We start from the raw sequence: 18,717 nt of genomic DNA on the forward strand, positions 1-18,717 counted from the left end.
GCCTGAAGCATCAGGACAAATGAGCACGAGCCGCCTGGTTGACCAGCTCAATCTCATCCAACAGTTCCAGCCATTCCGGCTCCAGTTCGTCGTTGCTGACGCCCTGACGCAACTGCTGTTCAAGGTAGAAACACAGCTGTTTCAGGCGCGGCACGCCGCTGTAACTGCAACTGCCGTGCAGTTTGTGGATCAGGTCGAGAATAGTGCTGTCCGGCGTGCCGCCCAGCATCGCTTGCACCCGTCTGCTGACCTGCGGCAGAAAATCGACCAGCATCTGCAACAGGTCATGTGCCAGATCGGGTTTGTTCGCCGCCTGGCGCAGTGCCAACGGCCAGTCGAGCGACAGCAGCGGTTGATTGACCGCTGTTTCCGGCTCCGGTTCGCCGCTGTAATAACGTGCCAATACACGGGTCAGCATCGCTTCGTCAATCGGTTTGGCCAGATAGTCATCCATCCCGGCCTGCAGCAAATGCTCACGTTCGCCACTGACGGCATGGGCGGTGACGGCGACGATTGGCGTCGAATTGTGGTGCGGCAGTTGGCGGATCAACTCGCTGGTACGAATGCCGTCAATATTGGGCATCTGGATATCCATCAGGATCAAGTCCAGCACGTTGTCGCGCGCCAGCAGCAATGCTTCCTCTCCGCTTTCACACAGCAGCGTCTTTTCTACCTGTTCGGCCAGCAGAGTACCAATCAGTTTCAGGTTGGCCGGGTTATCGTCGACCGCCATCACCGTTAGTGGCAGGCGCTTATGTTCCGGCACGGCGGCGAGGCGCAGCGGTGTTTCCATACGCAGCAGTGGGAACAGGCGGTTGCTGGTGATCGGTTTGATCAGGCAGCCGGCGGCGCCTTGCTGTTTAAGCTGCTCGGCATTGATCTGTGACTGAGAGGGCAGCGCCAGAATCACCCGGTCGGCGATCTTCAACGCCGCCAGCAGCTTGCTTTCGTGCTGCGCCATATTCTCACGGAACGGGATCGGCACTCCCACCAGCAGGAAGTCGTAATGTTTCTTCGGCAACTGCGCTAGCGTTGGTGAATGGGTGATCACCAAATGGGTGACGCTCAGCATATTCAGCGTTGCCTGCGCCGCCATCGGGTTGGCTTCGATATAGCCCAGGGTTTTGCCCTGCAGATCCGGCAGGTTTGACGGCAGCGACAGCATGCCCTCATGCAGGTCAAGGGTGATATGGAACCAGAAGGTCGAACCCCGGTTCAACTGGCTGTGGAAGCAGATATCGCCCCCCATCTCTTTCACCAGTTTTTGGGTGATCACCAGCCCCAGCCCGGTTCCGCCGTGACGGCGTGAAATACTGGCATCTGCCTGGCGGAAGGCCTGGAACAGCTGCGACTGCTGCCGTTCCGAGATGCCAATGCCGGTGTCATGGATTTGTACTTCCAGCTCCATCTGGCGATCCTGCTGGCCACGCAGTTCGACGCGGATATCAATGTTGCCGGTTTCGGTAAATTTAATCGCGTTGCCCAACAGGTTGGTGATGATCTGTTGCAGCCGCAAGGAGTCGCCAATCACCTGTTCCGGCACGTCGTTATGCACGTCCAGCGTCAGCTCCAGCCCTTTCTCATGGGCGCTGGGTGCCAACAGCACGATCACTTCGTCCAGCGTCTCACGCAGCGAGAATGGAATATGTTCCAGCACCAGCTTGCCAGCCTCCAGCTTGGAGAAGTCCAGCACGTCGTTGATGATGGTCAGCAGGTTATTGGCCGAGCGTTCGATGGTTTGCAGATAGTCGGTCTGGGTGACGCTCATTTCGGTTTTCAGCATCTGGCGGGTAAAGCCAATGACGCCGTTGAGCGGGGTACGCAACTCGTGTGACATGTTCGCCAGGAATTCGGATTTGATACGTGCCGCTTCCTGGGCGCGTTTTTTCGCCAGGTCCAGCTCGACGTTCTGGATCTCCATTTGCTCCAGCGTTTCGCGCAGATCGGAGGTCGCCTGATCGATATTCTGCTGCATTTCTTCGTGGTAGGCGGTGAGCGACATCGCCATCGAGTTGATGCCATTCTTCAGCATGTGCAGTTCGCCGAGCATAAAGCCTTCGACGCGGCTGTCGAGCTGGCCACGGCGGATGCGGTCAACGGTATTGACCATATTGCGGATCGGGCCGGTGACGTCGCGCATCAGGCGGTAAGCAAACAGAATGGCGATACACATGCACAGTAGCAACAGCAGGGTGGAGACAAACACTTCTTTGTACTGCTGCAATCGTACCGACTGTAGATCCAGCTCGATCGCCACATAGCCCAGGCGGTTGTCCTGCTCAGGTTCGCTGCTGGCGGTTTGATCCGGATATTGGCTTTCTGCCAGGATCGGGGTACGCAGGATCAAGGAGTCGCCACGCCGTGTCAGCATCAGATCGGTGGGGATGGGCACCCCTTTCGGCAACTGCAGTTGGGTAAAATTGTGATGGTAATTGGAGGTGACAAACAGATTGTTCTGCGCGTCGAACACCGTAATGGAACGGACGATGTCTGAGTGGCGACGATGTAACAGGCTGACCAATTGCCTGACCGACTCGCGGCTGCGGAACGTCATGCCGTACTCGCTGGCCACCGCCAGGGGTTCGATAATACTGGCACCGGCGTCAACCAATTGTTCCTGTAATTCATTGTAGCGATGCACCACGAAGAAGGTGCTGAGCAACAGACCAATCAACAGCGTTGGGGCCAGAATCAGGATCATCATGCGCGCCCGGAGGCTGTATTTGGTCATGGGGTTCCAGTGTGGGAAAATTGCCGGACAGCCTCTACTTTAAATGAACCGGCACTCGATCGACAAACTATGGCGCAACTCTTTATTCGGTTATTCGGCAGTGGGCAGCGATAGCCTCGAAAAACTGTGCGCTGAAACGCCGTATTATCGGAGCGACGGGCTACGCTTAGACTTTGGTTGGTGTGACTTTATTCAGATAAATAGCTTATTAAATCAGTTAATGATGGGGCATGCCCTTGAATGGTTAGCTATTCAACCCAATGATCGGGTATTGGATCTGTTCTGCGGCATGGGGCTTTTTACCCTGCCGTTGGCGCGCTGCGCCGCTGCGGTGGCAGGTAGAGAAGGTGTTGCCACACCGGGAGCGAATGGGCAATATAATGCACATAAGAATAGGCTGAGTCACGCTGGCTTCTTATCGTCTTGCGCGTGTGTGGATGTTGGACAGGTTTCCGCATACGGGGCATCTTGAGTCAATGGCGCTGTTGATTAACGGTTGTGCGCCAGAGGTCGCTGCAAAGTAGGGAGAGGTTATGGTTGCGGTAAGAAGTGCACATCTGAACACGGCTGGCGAATTTGCACTCGATGAGTGGATAGCCAGCTTGGGGCTACCTAACCCGCAGTCATGTGAGCGATTAGCCGCAACCTGGCGCTACTGTGAGCAACAGACCCAGAACCATCCCAACGCGCCGCTGTTGCTGTGGCGCGGGCTGGAAATGGTTGAAATCCTCTCTACTCTGAGCATGGACAACGACAGCATGCGCGCCGCGCTGCTGTTCCCGTTGGTGGATGCCGGTATCGTACAGGAAGAAACCCTGACCGAAGCCTTCGGCAAGGGCATCACCTACCTGGTACACGGCGTACGCGATATGGACGCCATCCGCCAACTGAAAGCCACCCAAAACGATTCGATGGCCTCCGAACAGGTCGACAACGTGCGCCGTATGCTGTTGGCGATGGTGGAGGATTTCCGCTGCGTGGTGATCAAGCTGGCGGAGCGTATCGCCCACCTGCGTGAAGTGAAAGACGCACCGGAAGACGAACGGGTGCTGGCGGCCAAAGAGTGTTCGAATATCTATGCACCACTGGCCAACCGTCTTGGTATCGGGCAACTGAAATGGGAACTGGAAGATTTCTGCTTCCGCTACCTGCACCCGGACGAATACAAACGCATCGCCAAGCTGCTGCATGAACGCCGTATCGATCGCGAACAGTTTATTGATGATTTCGTGGCCTCGCTGCGTAGTGCGATGGGGGACGAGGGCGTTAAGGCCGACATTTACGGTCGCCCAAAACACATCTACAGCATCTGGCGCAAGATGCAGAAGAAAGCGCTGGCGTTTGACGAGCTGTTTGACGTGCGCGCGGTGCGCGTGGTGGTCGAGCGCTTGCAGGACTGCTATGCGGCGCTGGGGATTGTGCATACCCACTTCCGCCATCTGCCGGATGAGTTCGACGACTATGTCGCCAACCCGAAACCCAACGGTTATCAGTCGATCCACACCGTGGTGCTGGGGCCGCGCGGCAAAACGCTGGAAATCCAGATCCGTACCCGCCAGATGCACGAAGATGCCGAACTGGGCGTAGCCGCACACTGGAAATACAAAGAAGGCGCGGTTGCGACGGTACGTTCCGGTTATGAAGAACGTATCGCCTGGCTGCGCAAACTGATCGCCTGGCAGGAAGAGATGGCAGACTCCGGCGAGATGCTCGACGAGGTTCGCAGCCAGGTATTCGACGATCGGGTTTATGTGTTTACCCCGAAAGGCGACGTGGTGGATCTTCCGGCAGGCTCTACGCCGCTCGACTTTGCCTATCATATTCACAGCGACGTCGGCCACCGTTGCATTGGCGCCAAAATTGGCGGCCGCATCGTGCCCTTTACCTATCAGTTGCGGATGGGCGATCAGATTGAAATTATCACCCAGAAACAGCCGAACCCGAGCCGCGACTGGTTGAACCCGAACCTGGGCTATGTCACCACCAGCCGTGGGCGTTCCAAGATCCACAACTGGTTCCGCAAGCAGGATCGCGACAAGAACATTCTGGCCGGTCGCCAAATGCTGGACAACGAGCTGGAGCACCTCGGCATCAGCCTGAAAGAGGCCGAGAAGCTGTTGATCCCGCGTTACAACATGAATTCGCTGGATGAGATCCTGGCAGCGATTGGCGGCGGGGATATCCGTCTCAATCAGATGGTGAACTTCCTGCAGGGCAAGTTCAACAAACCGAGCGCCGAGGAGCAGGATCGCGAAGCGTTGCGCCAACTGGTTCAGCACAAGGCGCCGCCGGCAACCCGCAGCAAGGACAACGGCCGGGTGGTGGTGGAAGGGGTAGGCAACCTGATGCACCACATTGCCCGCTGCTGCCAGCCGATCCCGGGCGACGATATTGTCGGCTTTATCACCCAGGGTCGCGGTATCTCCATTCACCGGGCAGACTGCGACCAACTGGTGGATCTGCAGTCGCACGCGCCGGAACGCATCGTGGATGCGGTGTGGGGCGAGAGCTACTCCAGCGGGTACTCGTTGGTCGTCCGCGTGATGGCCAACGATCGCAGCGGCCTGCTGCGAGACATCACCACCATTTTGGCCAACGAAAAGGTCAACGTGCTGGGCGTGGCCAGCCGGAGCGATACCAAAAAGCAGTTGGCAACCATAGATATGGATATTGAAATCTACAACCAGCAGGTGCTGGGCCGGGTATTGGCCAAGCTCAACCAACTGCCGGATGTGATAGACGCCAAACGCCTGCACGGCAGCTAACCTTACATTTTTTATCGCGGGGCCCAAATATTGGGCCTCGCACGTTTCAGAGACTTTGTCATGACCCAATCTTCTCCGCTGCAACGCTTGCTGAACATCATGAAAACGCTGCGCGACCCGCAGGCCGGTTGCCCGTGGGACCGCAAGCAAACCTTCGCCACTATCGCCCCTTACACGCTGGAAGAAACCTATGAGGTGCTCGATGCCATTGAGCGCCAGGACTACGGCGATTTACGCGATGAACTGGGCGATCTGCTGTTCCAGGTGGTGTTTTACGCTCAAATGGGCCAGGAGCAGGGGCTGTTTGACTTCGACGAGGTGTGCAATGCCATCAGCGACAAGCTGGAACGCCGTCACCCGCATATCTTTGGCGAAGCCGATGCTGCGGACAGCGAAGCCGTTGCGGCGCGCTGGGAGCAACTGAAGGCCGGTGAACGCGCCGAGAAAGAGCTGCATTCGGCGCTGGATGATATTCCTCAGGCGCTGCCGGCGCTGATGAAGGCGCATAAAATCCAGAAACGTTGTGCCTCGGTCGGTTTTGACTGGCACACCCTGGGCCCGGTGCTGGACAAGGTGTACGAAGAGATCGAAGAAGTGATGCATGAAGCGCAGCAGGCGGTGGTCGACGAGCAGAAGCTGGAAGAGGAAATCGGCGATCTGCTGTTCGCCACGGTGAATTTATCGCGCCATCTTGGCCACAAGGCAGAAAACGCGCTGCAGGCCGCCAATCGCAAGTTCGAGCGTCGCTTCCGTCAGGTGGAAGAGATAGTCAAACAGCGTGGACTGCAGATGGGCGAAGCTACGCTGGAGCAGATGGAAGAGGCGTGGCAGCAGGTTAAACGCCAGGAAAACTAATCCACAGCAGCGCTGTCCTATGAATGTCGCAATGTTGATCGACGACAAGATCCACGTAAGCTGAAACGGTTAAGCTTGAGGCCATGGTTTGCTGAACTGCGACGTATCGGCAGTAAAACGCCAACAAACTGAAATCTAAGGCGTTTTATTATCGTGAAAGGGCGGTAAATTGAATTTTTCCGTGCTAACTCATTGTTTTAAAAAGACCACCTAAGGTGGGCCGATAGACTAAACCCGGATGAACTCCTGAGGGTGGCAGAGATGATGGACAGTAAAACGATCGTTTGTAGGTCTGAAGAGGTTCGGGTATACTACTTTCCCGTCTTGGTTCTTCCATCGTCTTTAAACCTAAACTCTCAGGTTCAGCATGACAACTAATTATATTTTTGTGACCGGCGGGGTCGTATCCTCTCTGGGTAAAGGCATTGCCGCAGCCTCTCTGGCGGCTATTCTTGAAGCCCGTGGCCTCAACGTTACCATCATGAAACTGGACCCGTACATCAACGTGGATCCGGGCACCATGAGCCCGATTCAGCATGGGGAAGTTTTCGTCACCGAAGACGGCGCAGAAACCGATCTGGATTTGGGTCACTACGAGCGCTACATCCGTACCAAAATGTCGCGCCGCAACAACTTCACCACCGGTCGTATTTACTCCGACGTTCTGCGTAAAGAACGCCGTGGCGACTATCTGGGCGCAACCGTACAGGTTATTCCGCACATCACCAACGCGATCAAAGAGCGTATCCTCGAAGGTGGCGAAGGCCACGACGTGGTATTGGTGGAAGTGGGCGGTACCGTGGGCGATATCGAATCGCTGCCGTTCCTGGAAGCTATTCGTCAGATGGCTGTAGAAGTGGGCCGTGAGCACACCCTGTACATGCATCTGACGCTGGTGCCGTACCTGGCCGCTGCCGGTGAAGTAAAAACCAAACCTACCCAGCATTCCGTAAAAGAGCTGCTTTCCATCGGTATTCAGCCTGATGTGCTGATTTGCCGTTCCGATCGCGCCGTTCCTGCTAACGAACGTGCGAAAATCGCACTTTTCTGTAACGTGCCGGAAAAAGCCGTTATCTCCCTGAAAGACGTTGATTCTATTTATAAAATCCCAGGCCTCTTGAAATCTCAGGGGCTTGATGATTATATTTGTAAACGATTCAGCCTCAATGCGCCGGAAGCCAACCTGGCCGAATGGGAGCAGGTGATTTACGAAGAAGCCAATCCGGGCGGCGAAGTGACCATCGGTATGGTCGGCAAATATGTCGAACTGCCGGATGCCTATAAGTCGGTGATTGAAGCCTTGAAACACGGTGGCCTGAAAAATCGTCTGACCGTGAACATCAAGCTGATCGACTCGCAGGATGTGGAAACCCGCGGCGTAGAAGTGCTGAAAGGTCTGGATGCAATCCTGATCCCAGGCGGCTTCGGTTACCGTGGTGTGGAAGGCAAGGTGATGACCGCGCGTTATGCGCGTGAAAACAACATCCCTTACCTGGGCATCTGCCTGGGGATGCAGGTGGCACTGATGGAGTTCGCCCGCAACGTGGTGGGCATGGAGAACGCCAACTCTACCGAGTTTGTGCCAGACTGTAAGTATCCGGTGGTGGCGCTGATCACCGAGTGGCGTGACGAAGACGGCAACGTCGAAGTGCGTACTGAAGAAAGCGATTTGGGTGGCACGATGCGTGTCGGTGGCCAGCAATGCCACCTGACCGACAATAGCCTGGTGCGTCAGATGTACGGCGAATCGACCATTGTTGAACGCCATCGTCACCGTTATGAAGTTAACAACATGCTGTTGAAGCAGATCGAAGCCGCCGGGCTGCGTGTTGCCGGCCGTTCCGCAGACAACAAGCTGGTTGAGATTATCGAACTGCCGAATCACCCGTGGTTTGTAGCTTGTCAGTTCCACCCGGAATTTACTTCGACGCCGCGTGATGGTCATCCGTTGTTCGCCGGCTTTGTGAAGGCCGCTGGTGAGTATCAGAAGCGCCAGGTGAAATAAAATATTTGGTAGGCGGCGCGCGGTGAGAACCGCGCGCTGTTTGTCTGGAGTTTTAGTTTAACTTGTACTGAGGAAAACCTAATGTCCAAAATCGTTAAAGTCATCGGTCGTGAAATCATCGACTCCCGCGGTAACCCGACTGTTGAAGCCGAAGTGCATCTGGAAGGCGGTTTCGTAGGTCTGGCTGCTGCGCCGTCAGGTGCTTCTACCGGTTCCCGTGAAGCACTGGAACTGCGTGACGGTGACAAGTCTCGTTTCCTGGGTAAAGGCGTACTGAAAGCCGTTGCTGCAGTAAATGGCCCGATTGCTCAGGCAGTACTGGGTAAAGATGCCAAAGACCAGGCTAACATCGACAAGATCATGATCGACCTGGACGGCACCGAAAACAAATCCCAGTTCGGCGCTAACGCCATTCTGGCGGTTTCTCTGGCTGCTGCCAAAGCGGCTGCGGCTTCCAAAGGTATGCCGCTGTATGAGCACATCGCTGAGCTGAACGGCACCCCAGGCAAATTCTCTATGCCACTGCCTATGATGAACATCATCAACGGCGGCGAGCACGCTGACAACAACGTCGATATTCAGGAATTTATGATTCAGCCGGTTGGCGCGAAATCCCTGAAAGAAGCCGTTCGCATCGGTTCTGAAGTTTTCCATCACCTGGCCAAAGTGCTGAAGGCCAAAGGCCTGAACACGGCTGTTGGTGATGAAGGCGGCTATGCACCAAACCTGGGTTCCAACGCTGAAGCGCTGGCGGTTATCGCTGAAGCGGTAAAAGCAGCAGGCTACGAGCTGGGCAAAGACGTGACCCTGGCTATGGACTGTGCGGCTTCCGAGTTCTACAAAGACGGTAAATACGTACTGGCCGGCGAAGGCAACAAAGCCTTCACTTCCGAAGAGTTCACTCACTTCCTGGAAGACCTGACCAAACAGTACCCAATCGTGTCCATCGAAGATGGCCTGGACGAATCTGACTGGGATGGTTTCGCATACCAGACCAAAGTGCTGGGCGACAAAATCCAGCTGGTGGGCGACGACCTGTTCGTTACCAACACCAAGATCCTGAAAGAAGGCATCGAGAAAGGCATCGCTAACTCCATCCTGATCAAATTCAACCAGATCGGTTCTCTGACCGAAACTCTGGCTGCTATCAAGATGGCGAAAGACGCAGGCTACACCGCGGTGATCTCTCACCGTTCAGGTGAAACCGAAGACGCAACTATCGCAGACCTCGCGGTAGGTACTGCGGCTGGCCAGATCAAAACCGGTTCCATGAGCCGTTCTGACCGCGTTGCCAAATACAACCAGCTGATCCGTATCGAAGAAGCGCTGGGTTCACGCGCACCATTCAATGGCCTGAAAGAAGTTAAAGGTCAGTAATAACGGCTTGGTTCGTTGTTAAATAAAAACCCGCTACGGCGGGTTTTTTTATAGGGATTATTCACGGAGCTATAATCACATTAAGTTATAGTATGTTATTTATTAGTGGTTTATTAATTTGTTGGTTTAATGTTTTTTAACTCTATAATTTAATTGGTGTAATAAAATTCTTATTTATAAATATCCTTTTTCATTGCGTTATATCTTTTAGTTACTAGACTGCCAATAAGGCAGAGTATTTACCTCCGTTGTCCTGCCTCCGTTCATTTCCTAAAACATGCGCTGACCTGTAGGTCGGCTGGGTGAGGGCTTGATGCGAAAGCGGATAGTGATTGTCGGCGGTGGTACCGGCGGCACCATTTTGGCCAATTTACTGGCGGCGAAATTACACCGGGAGATCTTGAATAATAAAGTTGAGTTATTAATGATTTCTGATTCTCCGGCCCACTATTATAAACCGGCATTTATGTACGTTGCCTTTAACGCTTTTTTTAAACAGGAATTAACCCGCTCTCAGCAAAGCCTGCTGCGCCCGGAAATAAAATTTATTGTCGATAAAGCCGAGCGATTCGATTTATCCCAAAGGGTCATTCACTGCCAAAGTGGTAAACATTACCCCTATGATTTTCTGGTGTTTGCCACAGGCTGTGTGCCCTGGCCGGATCGTATCGACGGGTTGGCGCAGGCGGGCGATCATTTTTACCAATACCAGGCCGCCCGGCAGCTGGCCGAAAAGCTGGCGACCATAGAAAAAGGCCGCATTTTTATTACCGTCTCCTTCCCCGAAACCCCTAACGTGCCGCATCAGTGCGGCATCGCCCCGATAGAAACCACCTTGATGCTCGATGATTACCTGCGTCGGCGCGGGGTACGTAAGGCTATCGAAATTGTTTATACCTATCCCAGCGTCTCACAGCTGCTGCGTAACTGCCTGTTTTTGCAACGCCCGACGGCTGAAGCCCTGCCGGGCATCTTTGCGGCGCGTGATATTCGCCACCAGCGTGGGTTTACCCTCAGCCGGGTCGATGCACAGCAGAAAATCGCCTACTCCGCCGAAGGAGAGGAACAGCCGTTCGATATTCTGATGGCCACGCCGCCGATCCGCGCCGTAGAAGCGGTGCGCAATACCGGCCTCAGTGAGGGTAACAACGGCGAAGGCTGGCTGCCGACCGACCATCAGACGCTGCAGGTCTATGGTCAGCAAGGGGTTTACGTCATTGGTGATACGGTGGATCTGCCGGTCAGCAAGGCCGGCGGCTCTTGCCACAATCAGGCTCCGGTGATCGCCGACAATATCGTGGCTGAGCTGCGACTGGGCCAGACCGTCAGCCACTACGACGGCAAGGTGCAGGCGATCGCCCAAATGGGGCTACAGGCCGGTATGCCGCTGGTTTACGACTATCGCCATGATGTATTGCCGACGCCGTCAACCAAAGTGGGCGGCATGCTGCGCAACGGTTTTAACCGCGGGCTCTATTGGGCGACGGTACGCGGGCTGATTTAACGGAGGGCCTATGAACGCATCTGAACAAGCATCTCTGGCACCCTTGCTGGACAAGTTGCAGCCGCTGCTGGCCGGTGGGCGGCTCGATAACGTGGTCGATCTGTTGTCCCTGTTGTCGGATCTGGTGGATATCGCCGATAACGCGCTGGTGGAGAAATTGTCCTGCGTGTTTGAAGACCTGGTGGCGGCAGGCTGGGAAGGCGGGATGGCGCTGAAGATGGCACATACCGAGCTGCAGTCAGACTCCTCGAGCGCGAATTTTCGCTCGCTGTATGCCTTGTTACGGCAGCCGGATACTTTGCTGGGTCTGATGCTGGTACTGCGCACCCTGCAAATCATCGGCCAGCGGGTACGCAGCGGCGCGCTGCCCCCGGATGTTTAAGCTGAATCATTGAGATTGCTTTCACTCACTCAGGAAAGGAGTTGTTATGGCTGCCATCCTCAGGCACGGTTTTGCCACACGGGCGATCCACCATGGCTACGACCCACAGCAATATCTGGGCGCGCTCTGCCCACCGGTGTTCATGAGTTCGACCTTTACCTTCCCGACAGCGGAATACGGCGGTGCCTGTTTTGCCGGCACTGAACCCGGCTATTTTTATTCGCGTATTGCCAATCCAACGGTCAATCTGCTGGAACAGCGAATTGCCGATCTGGAGGGTGGGGAGGCGGCGGTGGCGTTTGCCTCAGGCATGGGCGCGATTACCGCCTGTTGCTGGACGCTGCTCAGTCCGGGAGATGAGCTGATCGTCGATGAGACTATTTATGGCTGCACCTTCAGCTATTTTCATCATGGGCTGGCGCGCTACGGCGTGAAAATTACCCACGTTGATCTGACCCGGCCGGAGCGGTTGGCGGCGGCGATAGGCCCGCATACCCGGCTGGTGTACTGCGAAACACCGGCTAACCCGAATATGCGCCTGGTCGATATTGCAGCGGTGGCCGAGATTACCCACCGTCAGGGGGCGCTGTTGTTGGTGGATAACACCTATTGCACGCCGTATCTGCAACGGCCGCTGGAATTGGGGGCCGACATTGTGGTGCATTCCGCCACCAAATACATCGGTGGACACGGTGACTTGCTGGCCGGGCTGGCGGTGACGCGTCAGGAGCTGGCGCAGGACATTCGTTTGGTCGGGCTGAAGGACATGAACGGGGCGGTATTGTCAGCGCAGGATGCTGCACTGTTGCTGCGTGGCCTGAAAACCTTGCCGTTACGAATGGAGCGCCACTGTGACAACGCTCAACGCCTGGCAGAAATGCTGGCACAGCATTCGGCGGTAGAACGGGTTTATTATCCCGGTCTGGAGGATTTCCCACAGTATGCATTGGCGCAGCGGCAAATGGCGCGGCCGGGCGGCATGCTGGCATTTGAATTGAAAGGCGGCATGGCGGCGGGGATCCGCTTCCTCAATGGGTTAAACCTAATCTTGCGAGCCGTCAGCCTGGGGGATTGCGAGTCTCTGGCCCAACATCCCGCCAGCATGACGCACTCGGCCTACAGCGCCGAGGAGCGGCAGCGCCACCATATCAGCGACGGTCTGGTGCGGCTGTCTGCCGGGCTGGAGGATCTGAGCGATCTGCAGGCCGATATTCGTCAGGCGCTGGCGAGCATTGGTTGATCATCCAGGCTTCCGTCGCCCCTCTTTTTTGGATTAAAAGGGAAAGGCTACCCGATCCTCAGGCCTTTATCGCGTTGTTCATGAATTAGCTCGATCAGGGCGCGCAAGCGGGCGGGCAGATAGCGTCGCCCGGAGTAATAAAGCCTTAATCCACCAAAGGGCTGGCACCAGGGTTCCAGCAGCGGAACCAGTAATCCCTGGGCCAGATCGTCACGGATCAACCATTCGGCAATGAAGGCGAGCCCAACGCCGCCCAACGCTGCCTGACGGATGGCGCGGCTTTCACTGAGCGAGATGCGCACCGGTATATTCATCTGTAATTTCTGTCCGTCCCGCTCCAGTTCCCAGTGATAAATACCACCGTGCGACATGCGCATACCGATGCTTTGGTGTTGCAGCAGATCCTCCGGCTGAAATGGGGTGCCGTGGCGCGCCAGATAGTCAGGGCTGGCGACAATCAGCATGCGGATATCCTGAGTGAGGGGAACGGCAATCATATCCTGCGGTACGGATTCCGCCAGTCGAATGCCGGCGTCGAAGCCATCGGCCACAATATCCATCATGCGCGGCTCGGTCACGATATCCACACCTACCTGCGGATAGCGGCGCATATATTCCAGCAGCAGAGGGTCTAACAACATCAGCGCCGCTTCGGGTGGGGCATTGATGCGTAATCTGCCGGTGGGCATATCCGGCTCGCTGGCGGCCTCTTCGCTGGCGCGCTGGATTTCCGCCAGGGCAGGCGTGATGCGCTCGACAAAACGTTGGCCGGCGTCGCTCAGCGCCACGCTGCGGGTGGAACGGTTGAATAGCCGCGCTTGCAGTCTGGTTTCCAGACCGGCGACGGCGCTGCTGACCGCGCTGGTGGACATGCCCAGCTCTTGGGCCGCTGCGCGAAAGCTGCGGTGGCGGGCCACGGCCAAAACCACTTCGAGTTCGGTGATGCCGTTACGGTGCATTGATTATCCTGATTTTCAGCACAAGTCATGCATGATAAGCCTACTTATCGGCATGATAAAGGCTCTCTATACTCATTCTTATCAAGATACGACCGATGTGGAGAGAGAAAATGCAACAGATTGAACAAATCTATATCAACGGCGAGTTCGTGACGCCTCATGGTGATGAATGGTTTGATTTACACAATCCCAGCACTGAGCAGGTGATTGGGCGTGTCCGTTTGGGCGATGAAACCGATACCCGGCTGGCGATTGCGGCAGCTAAAGCGGCATTTCCCGCCTGGGCGGCTACCACCAAAGCCGAACGCAAGGCGGCGCTGACACGCATGCACCAGGCCGTGCTGGCGCGTGAGGACGATCTGATGGCGGCAATTGTGACGGAATACGGTGCCCCCTCGGTTCGTTCTCGCTGGATGGCGACTTACCCGGCCAGCGTGATTGCCCAGGCCATTGAGGCGCTGGATGCCTTTGAATTCGAAGAACAGGTTGGAAGTGCGCAGGTGTGGATGACGCCTGTGGGGGTTGCCGGTTTGATAACACCCTGGAATAGCGACGCCGGTTTTATCTGCAATAAACTGGCGACGGCGTTGGCTGCCGGTTGCACAGCGGTAATTAAGCCCAGCGAAATGAGCGCCATGCAGACGCAGGTCATCACCGAGGCGCTGCACCAGGCCGGTTTGCCTGCCGGCGTGTTTAATATCGTCAATGGCCGTGGGGATGTCGTGGGTGCGGAGCTGACCCGCAATCCGGACGTGGCAAAAATTTCCTTTACCGGTTCTACGGGCGTGGGTAAACACATTGTGGCATCCGGTGCCGAGACCATGAAACGCGTTACGCTGGAGCTGGGAGGGAAATCGCCAACGCTGCTACTCGATGATGCTGACTTCCCTGCGACCATCAACATGATCCTGCAGGCCGGTTTTATGAACAGTGGGCAGGCTTGTATTGCGGGCACGCGTATTTTGGTTCCTCGCCGGCGTTTGGCCGAGTTTGAAAAGGTGGCCGCAGAGGCGATCGCGCAGATTAAGTCCGGCGATCCTAATCAAGCCGACACCGATATCGGGCCGATGGTCAGCCGTAAGCAGTGGGAACGAGTACAAGGGTATATTCACCAGGGGCTGGAAGAGGGGGCGCGCCTGTTGGCTGGGGGGCCGGGACGGCCTGAGGGATTAACCAAAGGCTGGTTTGTCAAACCGACGCTGTTTACCCAGGCCAACAACCAGATGCGTATCGCCCGCGAGGAAATTTTTGGCCCGGTGCTGACCATTTTACCTTATCAGGATGAAGCAGAGGCGATTGCCATCGCCAATGACACGACTTACGGTCTTAGCGCTATGGTGATCGGCCAGGATCGTCAACGCTGTCTGGCGGTTGCACGGCAAATTGACGCCGGGCGGGTGCTGATAAATACCCTGGCGCATGAACCTAAAGCGCCATTCGGTGGTTTCAAACAGTCTGGGTTAGGACGTGAAATGGGCAAGTGGGGGCTCGGCGCTTATCTGGAACCCAAGACGGTGGTGATTGGCTAAGGGATGTGAAGTGAACCGCCGTAGCGAAATACCCCCTCTCTTCCGAGGATGCCAAGGGAGAGAGAAGGGGGGTCGCCCTGGTTGCCGTTGCTCATTCGGCTTCTGGGGTTACAGTAACGCCGGGACAATCTCCGCCAGCGCTTGTTCGTCCTGCAACAGCGCGGCGCTGGCGGCGATGTCCGGTGCCAGCCAGCGATCCTGATGATAAGGGGCTACCACTTGCCGCAGCCGTTGCCAGGCGCGCTGGGTGCCGTCGCCAAAACGATATTGTTGCAGGAATTCGAAAGCCTGCGCCGCCAGCAGATATTCAATCGCCAGGATCTGGTTAACGTTGGCCAGCGCCTTATGCAGCCGCAGCGCCGCCCCGGTGCCCAGGCTGAGGTGATCTTCCTGCAGGGCCGAAGTCACATAGTTGTCCACCACGCAAGGTTGCGCCAGTTGGCGGTTTTCCGCACACAGCGATGCCGCTACGTATTGGGCAATCATCATGCCCGAGTTCACTCCCGGTTCGCTGACCAAAAATGCCGGCAAGCCGCTGACCAGTGGGTTAATCAGTCGATCGATGCGCCGTTCGGCGATACCGCCCAGTTCGGCGATGGCGATCGCCAGCAGATCGGCAGCCATGGCCACTGATTCGCCATGCGGATTGGCTTGCGACATGACGCGATAGTTATCCGGCGTGCCGAGCAGCAGGGGATTGTCGGTGGCGCCATTGAGTTCGGTTTCAATTTGCCGTTCGGCATGCGTGATTTGATCGCGGCAGGCACCATGCACCTGTGGGATTGAACGGATGCTGAGCGCATCCTGAGTACGAATACCCTCGCTGGCGGCAATCATTTCGCTGCCGTTCAACAGCATCCGCAGGTTACTGCCGACCCGTTGCATGCCCGGATGGGGTTTCAACGCCAAAACTTCACTGTCAAAGGCGGCAATCTGCCCGCCCAGCGCTTCAAAGCTCATGGCCGCAAGCACGTCTGCCCAGCGGGCTAGCCGCCAGGCATCGGCCAGCGCCAGGCAGCTCAAACCGGTCATGCAGGGCGTGCCGTTGACCAGGCACAGACCATCTTTGGCCCCCAACGGCGGCGGCACAATGCCTTCCTCCGCCAAAGCCTGGGCGGCGCTGACGAGTTGGCCACGGTAGCTGACTTCGCCCAGCCCGAGCAGCGCGACGCCGACGTGTGCCATATGGGTCAGATAGCCGACCGAACCCTGGGACGGCACCCGCGGGGTAATCCCCCGGTTAAGCAGTGCCAGCAGGGTTTCTACTACCGGGCGTTGAATACCGGATTTGCCGTGGCAATAGTTGACGATAGCGCAGCAGATAATGGCGCGGGTCTGCTCATCGCTCAGCGGTGCCCCCACGCCGCAGGCGTGACTCATCAGCGTGTTGCGTGACAACTGCGTCAGCTGTTCGCCGTGCAGCGCCTGATTGCACAGCGCCCCCAGGCCGGTATTGACGCCATAGGCACGTTGTTCACTGGCGACAATTTTCTGAACGATGGCCTGCGCATTGTCGATACGTGCCCAGGCTGCGTCAGACACGCTGAGTGGGGCCTGATATCGGGCCACCGCTACCACGTCCTGCCAGCGTAACGGCAGGTTGTCGAGGGTGACCGAAATCGGGTAGCGCATATTGATCTCCTCAGGCACGGGACACCATCACAGGGCGCGGTTTCTGTACGTTTTCATCCAGCGCCAGACGGCGTTGCACGAAGCGGTTAACATATTCATCGGCCGGGTTGTTCAGGATCTCCTGCGGCGTACCGACCTGGATCAGTTTACCGTCTTTGAGGATCGCGATCCGGTTACCGATGCGCACGGCCTCGTCCAGATCGTGGGTGATAAACACCAGCGTCTTGTGCAGCTCTTTTTGCAGCGCCAGCAGTTGATCCTGCATCTCGGCGCGGATCAACGGATCCAGCGCACTGAAGGCTTCGTCCAGCAAAATGATATCGGTATCGGTAGCCAGCGCGCGCGCCAGGCCGACACGTTGACGCATACCACCGGAAAGCTGATGCGGGTACGATTTCTCATAGCCTTTTAGTCCGACGGTGTTGATCCAATGCAGTGCGCGCTCCTGATACACTTCTTTTGTCTCACCGCGCACTTTCAAGCCATAGGCCACGTTATCCAGCACTGTCTTGTGAGGCAGCAGGCCAAAGCTTTGGAAAACCATGCTGATCTTGTGACGGCGGAAGTGCTCAAGCTGCTTTTCGTCGTAACGCAGGATATCTTCGCCATCCACCAGGATCTGGCCGCTGGTGGGGTCGATCAGTCGGTTGAAGTGGCGCACCAGGGTGGATTTCCCCGATCCTGACAGGCCCATAATCACGAAGATCTCACCAGCCTCGATCGACATCGACAGATCGTCCACGCCGATCACGCAGTCGGTCGCCGCCTGCACTTCCTGCTTGGTTTTGCCCTGTTCGCTCATTGCCAGCGCCGCCGCAGTTTTGTGGCCGAAGATCTTGTAGACGTTTTTGATTTCGATTTTGTTCATTGGGGTTACCTCGCAACGGCGGAGCGGCCATAAGCCTGAGTAATACGGTCAATGACCACGGCCAGAATAACGATCGCCAGGCCAGCTTCCAGTCCCAGACCGACGTTCAGTGTCTGAATGCCCACCAGCACGTCTTCGCCCAGCCCGCGTGCGCCGATCATCGAAGCCACCACCACCATCGACAGCGACATCATGGTGGTCTGGTTGATACCGGCCATAATGCTTGGCAGCGCCAGCGGCAACTGCACGCCGAACAGTTTCTGCCAACGGTTGGCGCCAAAGGCCGTGACGGACTCCATCACTTCCTTGTCCACCTGGCGGATACCCAAATCGGTCAGACGGATCAGCGGTGGCGTCGCGTAGATCACCGTCGCCAGAATTGCCGGCACCTTGCCCAGCCCGAACAGCATCAATACCGGGATCAGGTACACGAAGCTCGGCATGGTTTGCATGACGTCCATCAGTGGCATCATTACTGCCCGAACCCGGTCGCTACGCGCCGCCAATACGCCCTGTGGAATGCCGATAATCACCGCCAGCAGCGTGGCGACCAGCACCAGCGCCAGGGTCTGCATTAATTTGTCCCACATGCCGGCAGTGCCGACCAGCAACAGCAGGCCAACGATCACCACCGTCGGCAGCCAGCGACGGGTGGCGTGCCAGGCCAGAAGCCCAACCACCGCCAACATCAGCCACCAGGGCGTGGCGCGCAGCAGGCTTTCGAGATGGATCACCGCCCACAGCAGAGTGTCGGAAATCTTGCGGAACATATCGCCATAATTGTTGACCAGGACATCGACCCAGCGATTGATCCAATCGGCGATGGAGAAAGTAAAACGATCTGGAAACATAAGTATTTACCCCTGTCAG

13 protein-coding genes and 1 pseudogene are annotated in these 18,717 nt (G+C 56.6%); 9 read left to right on the forward strand and 5 right to left on the reverse strand.

From position 1 onward, the window contains the following. Positions 1-10: 10 nt before the first annotated feature. Entirely contained in the window at positions 11-2,731 is a 2,721-nt protein-coding gene (gene barA / locus E5C26_RS03845) for a two-component sensor histidine kinase BarA (protein ID WP_135315141.1), read from the reverse strand. A gap of 73 nt (positions 2,732-2,804) precedes the next feature. Here barA and E5C26_RS03850 point away from each other — a divergent pair. The 8 genes and pseudogenes from E5C26_RS03850 to E5C26_RS03885 all read left to right on the forward strand — a co-directional run. Further along, positions 2,805-3,255 (forward strand): annotated as a pseudogene (locus E5C26_RS03850) (hypothetical protein); the annotation flags it as partial. Between the two features lie 9 nt (positions 3,256-3,264). Then, positions 3,265-5,496 carry a GTP diphosphokinase gene (gene relA, locus E5C26_RS03855; protein WP_135315142.1) on the forward strand — a complete coding sequence of 744 codons (2,232 nt, stop codon included), beginning with the start codon at positions 3,265-3,267 and terminating at the stop codon, positions 5,494-5,496. 60 nt (positions 5,497-5,556) lie between these two features. Continuing rightward, entirely contained in the window at positions 5,557-6,351 is a 795-nt protein-coding gene (gene mazG / locus E5C26_RS03860; RefSeq protein ID WP_135315143.1) for a nucleoside triphosphate pyrophosphohydrolase, read from the forward strand. 367 nt (positions 6,352-6,718) lie between these two features. Beyond that, positions 6,719-8,356, forward strand: coding sequence for a glutamine hydrolyzing CTP synthase (gene pyrG / locus E5C26_RS03865; RefSeq protein WP_135315144.1), 1,638 nt, complete (start codon positions 6,719-6,721; stop codon positions 8,354-8,356). 81 nt (positions 8,357-8,437) lie between these two features. Then, the gene (gene eno, locus E5C26_RS03870) at positions 8,438-9,733 is read left to right on the forward strand and encodes a phosphopyruvate hydratase (RefSeq protein ID WP_012005243.1); all 1,296 of its coding nucleotides are present in this window, start codon (positions 8,438-8,440) and stop codon (positions 9,731-9,733) included. Between the two features lie 313 nt (positions 9,734-10,046). Then, a complete protein-coding gene (locus E5C26_RS03875) occupies positions 10,047-11,237 on the forward strand; it encodes an NAD(P)/FAD-dependent oxidoreductase (RefSeq protein ID WP_135315145.1) in 1,191 nt (396 codons plus the stop codon). Positions 11,238-11,247: 10 nt separating this feature from the next. After that, the gene (locus tag E5C26_RS03880; RefSeq protein WP_135315146.1) at positions 11,248-11,619 is read left to right on the forward strand and encodes a hypothetical protein; all 372 of its coding nucleotides are present in this window, start codon (positions 11,248-11,250) and stop codon (positions 11,617-11,619) included. 46 nt (positions 11,620-11,665) lie between these two features. Further along, positions 11,666-12,859, forward strand: a complete 1,194-nt coding sequence (locus E5C26_RS03885; protein WP_135315147.1) for a methionine gamma-lyase — start codon at positions 11,666-11,668, stop codon at positions 12,857-12,859. A 47-nt stretch (positions 12,860-12,906) separates the two neighbouring features. Here E5C26_RS03885 and E5C26_RS03890 read toward each other — a convergent pair whose 3' ends face one another. Then, entirely contained in the window at positions 12,907-13,818 is a 912-nt protein-coding gene (locus E5C26_RS03890; protein WP_135315148.1) for a LysR family transcriptional regulator, read from the reverse strand. Between the two features lie 110 nt (positions 13,819-13,928). On the opposite strand from E5C26_RS03890, the gene E5C26_RS03895 reads away from it, so the two are divergent. After that, on the forward strand, positions 13,929-15,347 hold the full coding sequence (locus E5C26_RS03895) for an aldehyde dehydrogenase family protein (RefSeq protein ID WP_135315149.1): 1,419 nt from the start codon (positions 13,929-13,931) through the stop codon (positions 15,345-15,347). 108 nt (positions 15,348-15,455) lie between these two features. Here the strand turns inward: E5C26_RS03895 and E5C26_RS03900 are convergent, their stop codons facing one another. The 3 genes from E5C26_RS03900 to E5C26_RS03910 are packed head-to-tail and all read right to left on the reverse strand — an operon-like array spanning position 15,456 to position 18,698. After that, positions 15,456-16,979: an HAL/PAL/TAL family ammonia-lyase gene (locus tag E5C26_RS03900; RefSeq protein WP_135315150.1), complete on the reverse strand. Its 1,524-nt coding sequence runs from the start codon at positions 16,977-16,979 to the stop codon at positions 15,456-15,458. Positions 16,980-16,989: 10 nt separating this feature from the next. Next, the gene (locus E5C26_RS03905; RefSeq protein WP_135315151.1) at positions 16,990-17,847 is read right to left on the reverse strand and encodes a quaternary amine ABC transporter ATP-binding protein; all 858 of its coding nucleotides are present in this window, start codon (positions 17,845-17,847) and stop codon (positions 16,990-16,992) included. 5 nt (positions 17,848-17,852) lie between these two features. Then, a complete protein-coding gene (locus E5C26_RS03910) occupies positions 17,853-18,698 on the reverse strand; it encodes an ABC transporter permease (protein ID WP_135315152.1) in 846 nt (281 codons plus the stop codon). Positions 18,699-18,717: the final 19 nt, after the last annotated feature.

Source organism: Serratia proteamaculans (assembly GCF_004684015.1).
In the GTDB taxonomy this organism is placed as follows: domain Bacteria; phylum Pseudomonadota; class Gammaproteobacteria; order Enterobacterales; family Enterobacteriaceae; genus Serratia; species Serratia proteamaculans_F.

What these genes read in the sequence shown, in the direction of transcription:
- E5C26_RS03875 (WP_135315145.1), top strand. Translation starts at nt 10,047, where the DNA reads ATGCGAAAGCGGATAGTGATTGTCGGCGGTGGTACCGGCGGCACCATT.
- E5C26_RS03890 (WP_135315148.1), bottom strand. Translation starts at nt 13,818, where the DNA reads ATGCACCGTAACGGCATCACCGAACTCGAAGTGGTTTTGGCCGTGGCC.
- E5C26_RS03895 (WP_135315149.1), top strand. Translation starts at nt 13,929, where the DNA reads ATGCAACAGATTGAACAAATCTATATCAACGGCGAGTTCGTGACGCCT.
- E5C26_RS03905 (WP_135315151.1), bottom strand. Translation starts at nt 17,847, where the DNA reads ATGAACAAAATCGAAATCAAAAACGTCTACAAGATCTTCGGCCACAAA.
- E5C26_RS03910 (WP_135315152.1), bottom strand. Translation starts at nt 18,698, where the DNA reads ATGTTTCCAGATCGTTTTACTTTCTCCATCGCCGATTGGATCAATCGC.
- E5C26_RS03885 (WP_135315147.1), top strand. Translation starts at nt 11,666, where the DNA reads ATGGCTGCCATCCTCAGGCACGGTTTTGCCACACGGGCGATCCACCAT.
- E5C26_RS03880 (WP_135315146.1), top strand. Translation starts at nt 11,248, where the DNA reads ATGAACGCATCTGAACAAGCATCTCTGGCACCCTTGCTGGACAAGTTG.
- relA (WP_135315142.1), top strand. Translation starts at nt 3,265, where the DNA reads ATGGTTGCGGTAAGAAGTGCACATCTGAACACGGCTGGCGAATTTGCA.
- eno (WP_012005243.1), top strand. Translation starts at nt 8,438, where the DNA reads ATGTCCAAAATCGTTAAAGTCATCGGTCGTGAAATCATCGACTCCCGC.
- mazG (WP_135315143.1), top strand. Translation starts at nt 5,557, where the DNA reads ATGACCCAATCTTCTCCGCTGCAACGCTTGCTGAACATCATGAAAACG.
- barA (WP_135315141.1), bottom strand. Translation starts at nt 2,731, where the DNA reads ATGACCAAATACAGCCTCCGGGCGCGCATGATGATCCTGATTCTGGCC.
- pyrG (WP_135315144.1), top strand. Translation starts at nt 6,719, where the DNA reads ATGACAACTAATTATATTTTTGTGACCGGCGGGGTCGTATCCTCTCTG.
- E5C26_RS03900 (WP_135315150.1), bottom strand. Translation starts at nt 16,979, where the DNA reads ATGCGCTACCCGATTTCGGTCACCCTCGACAACCTGCCGTTACGCTGG.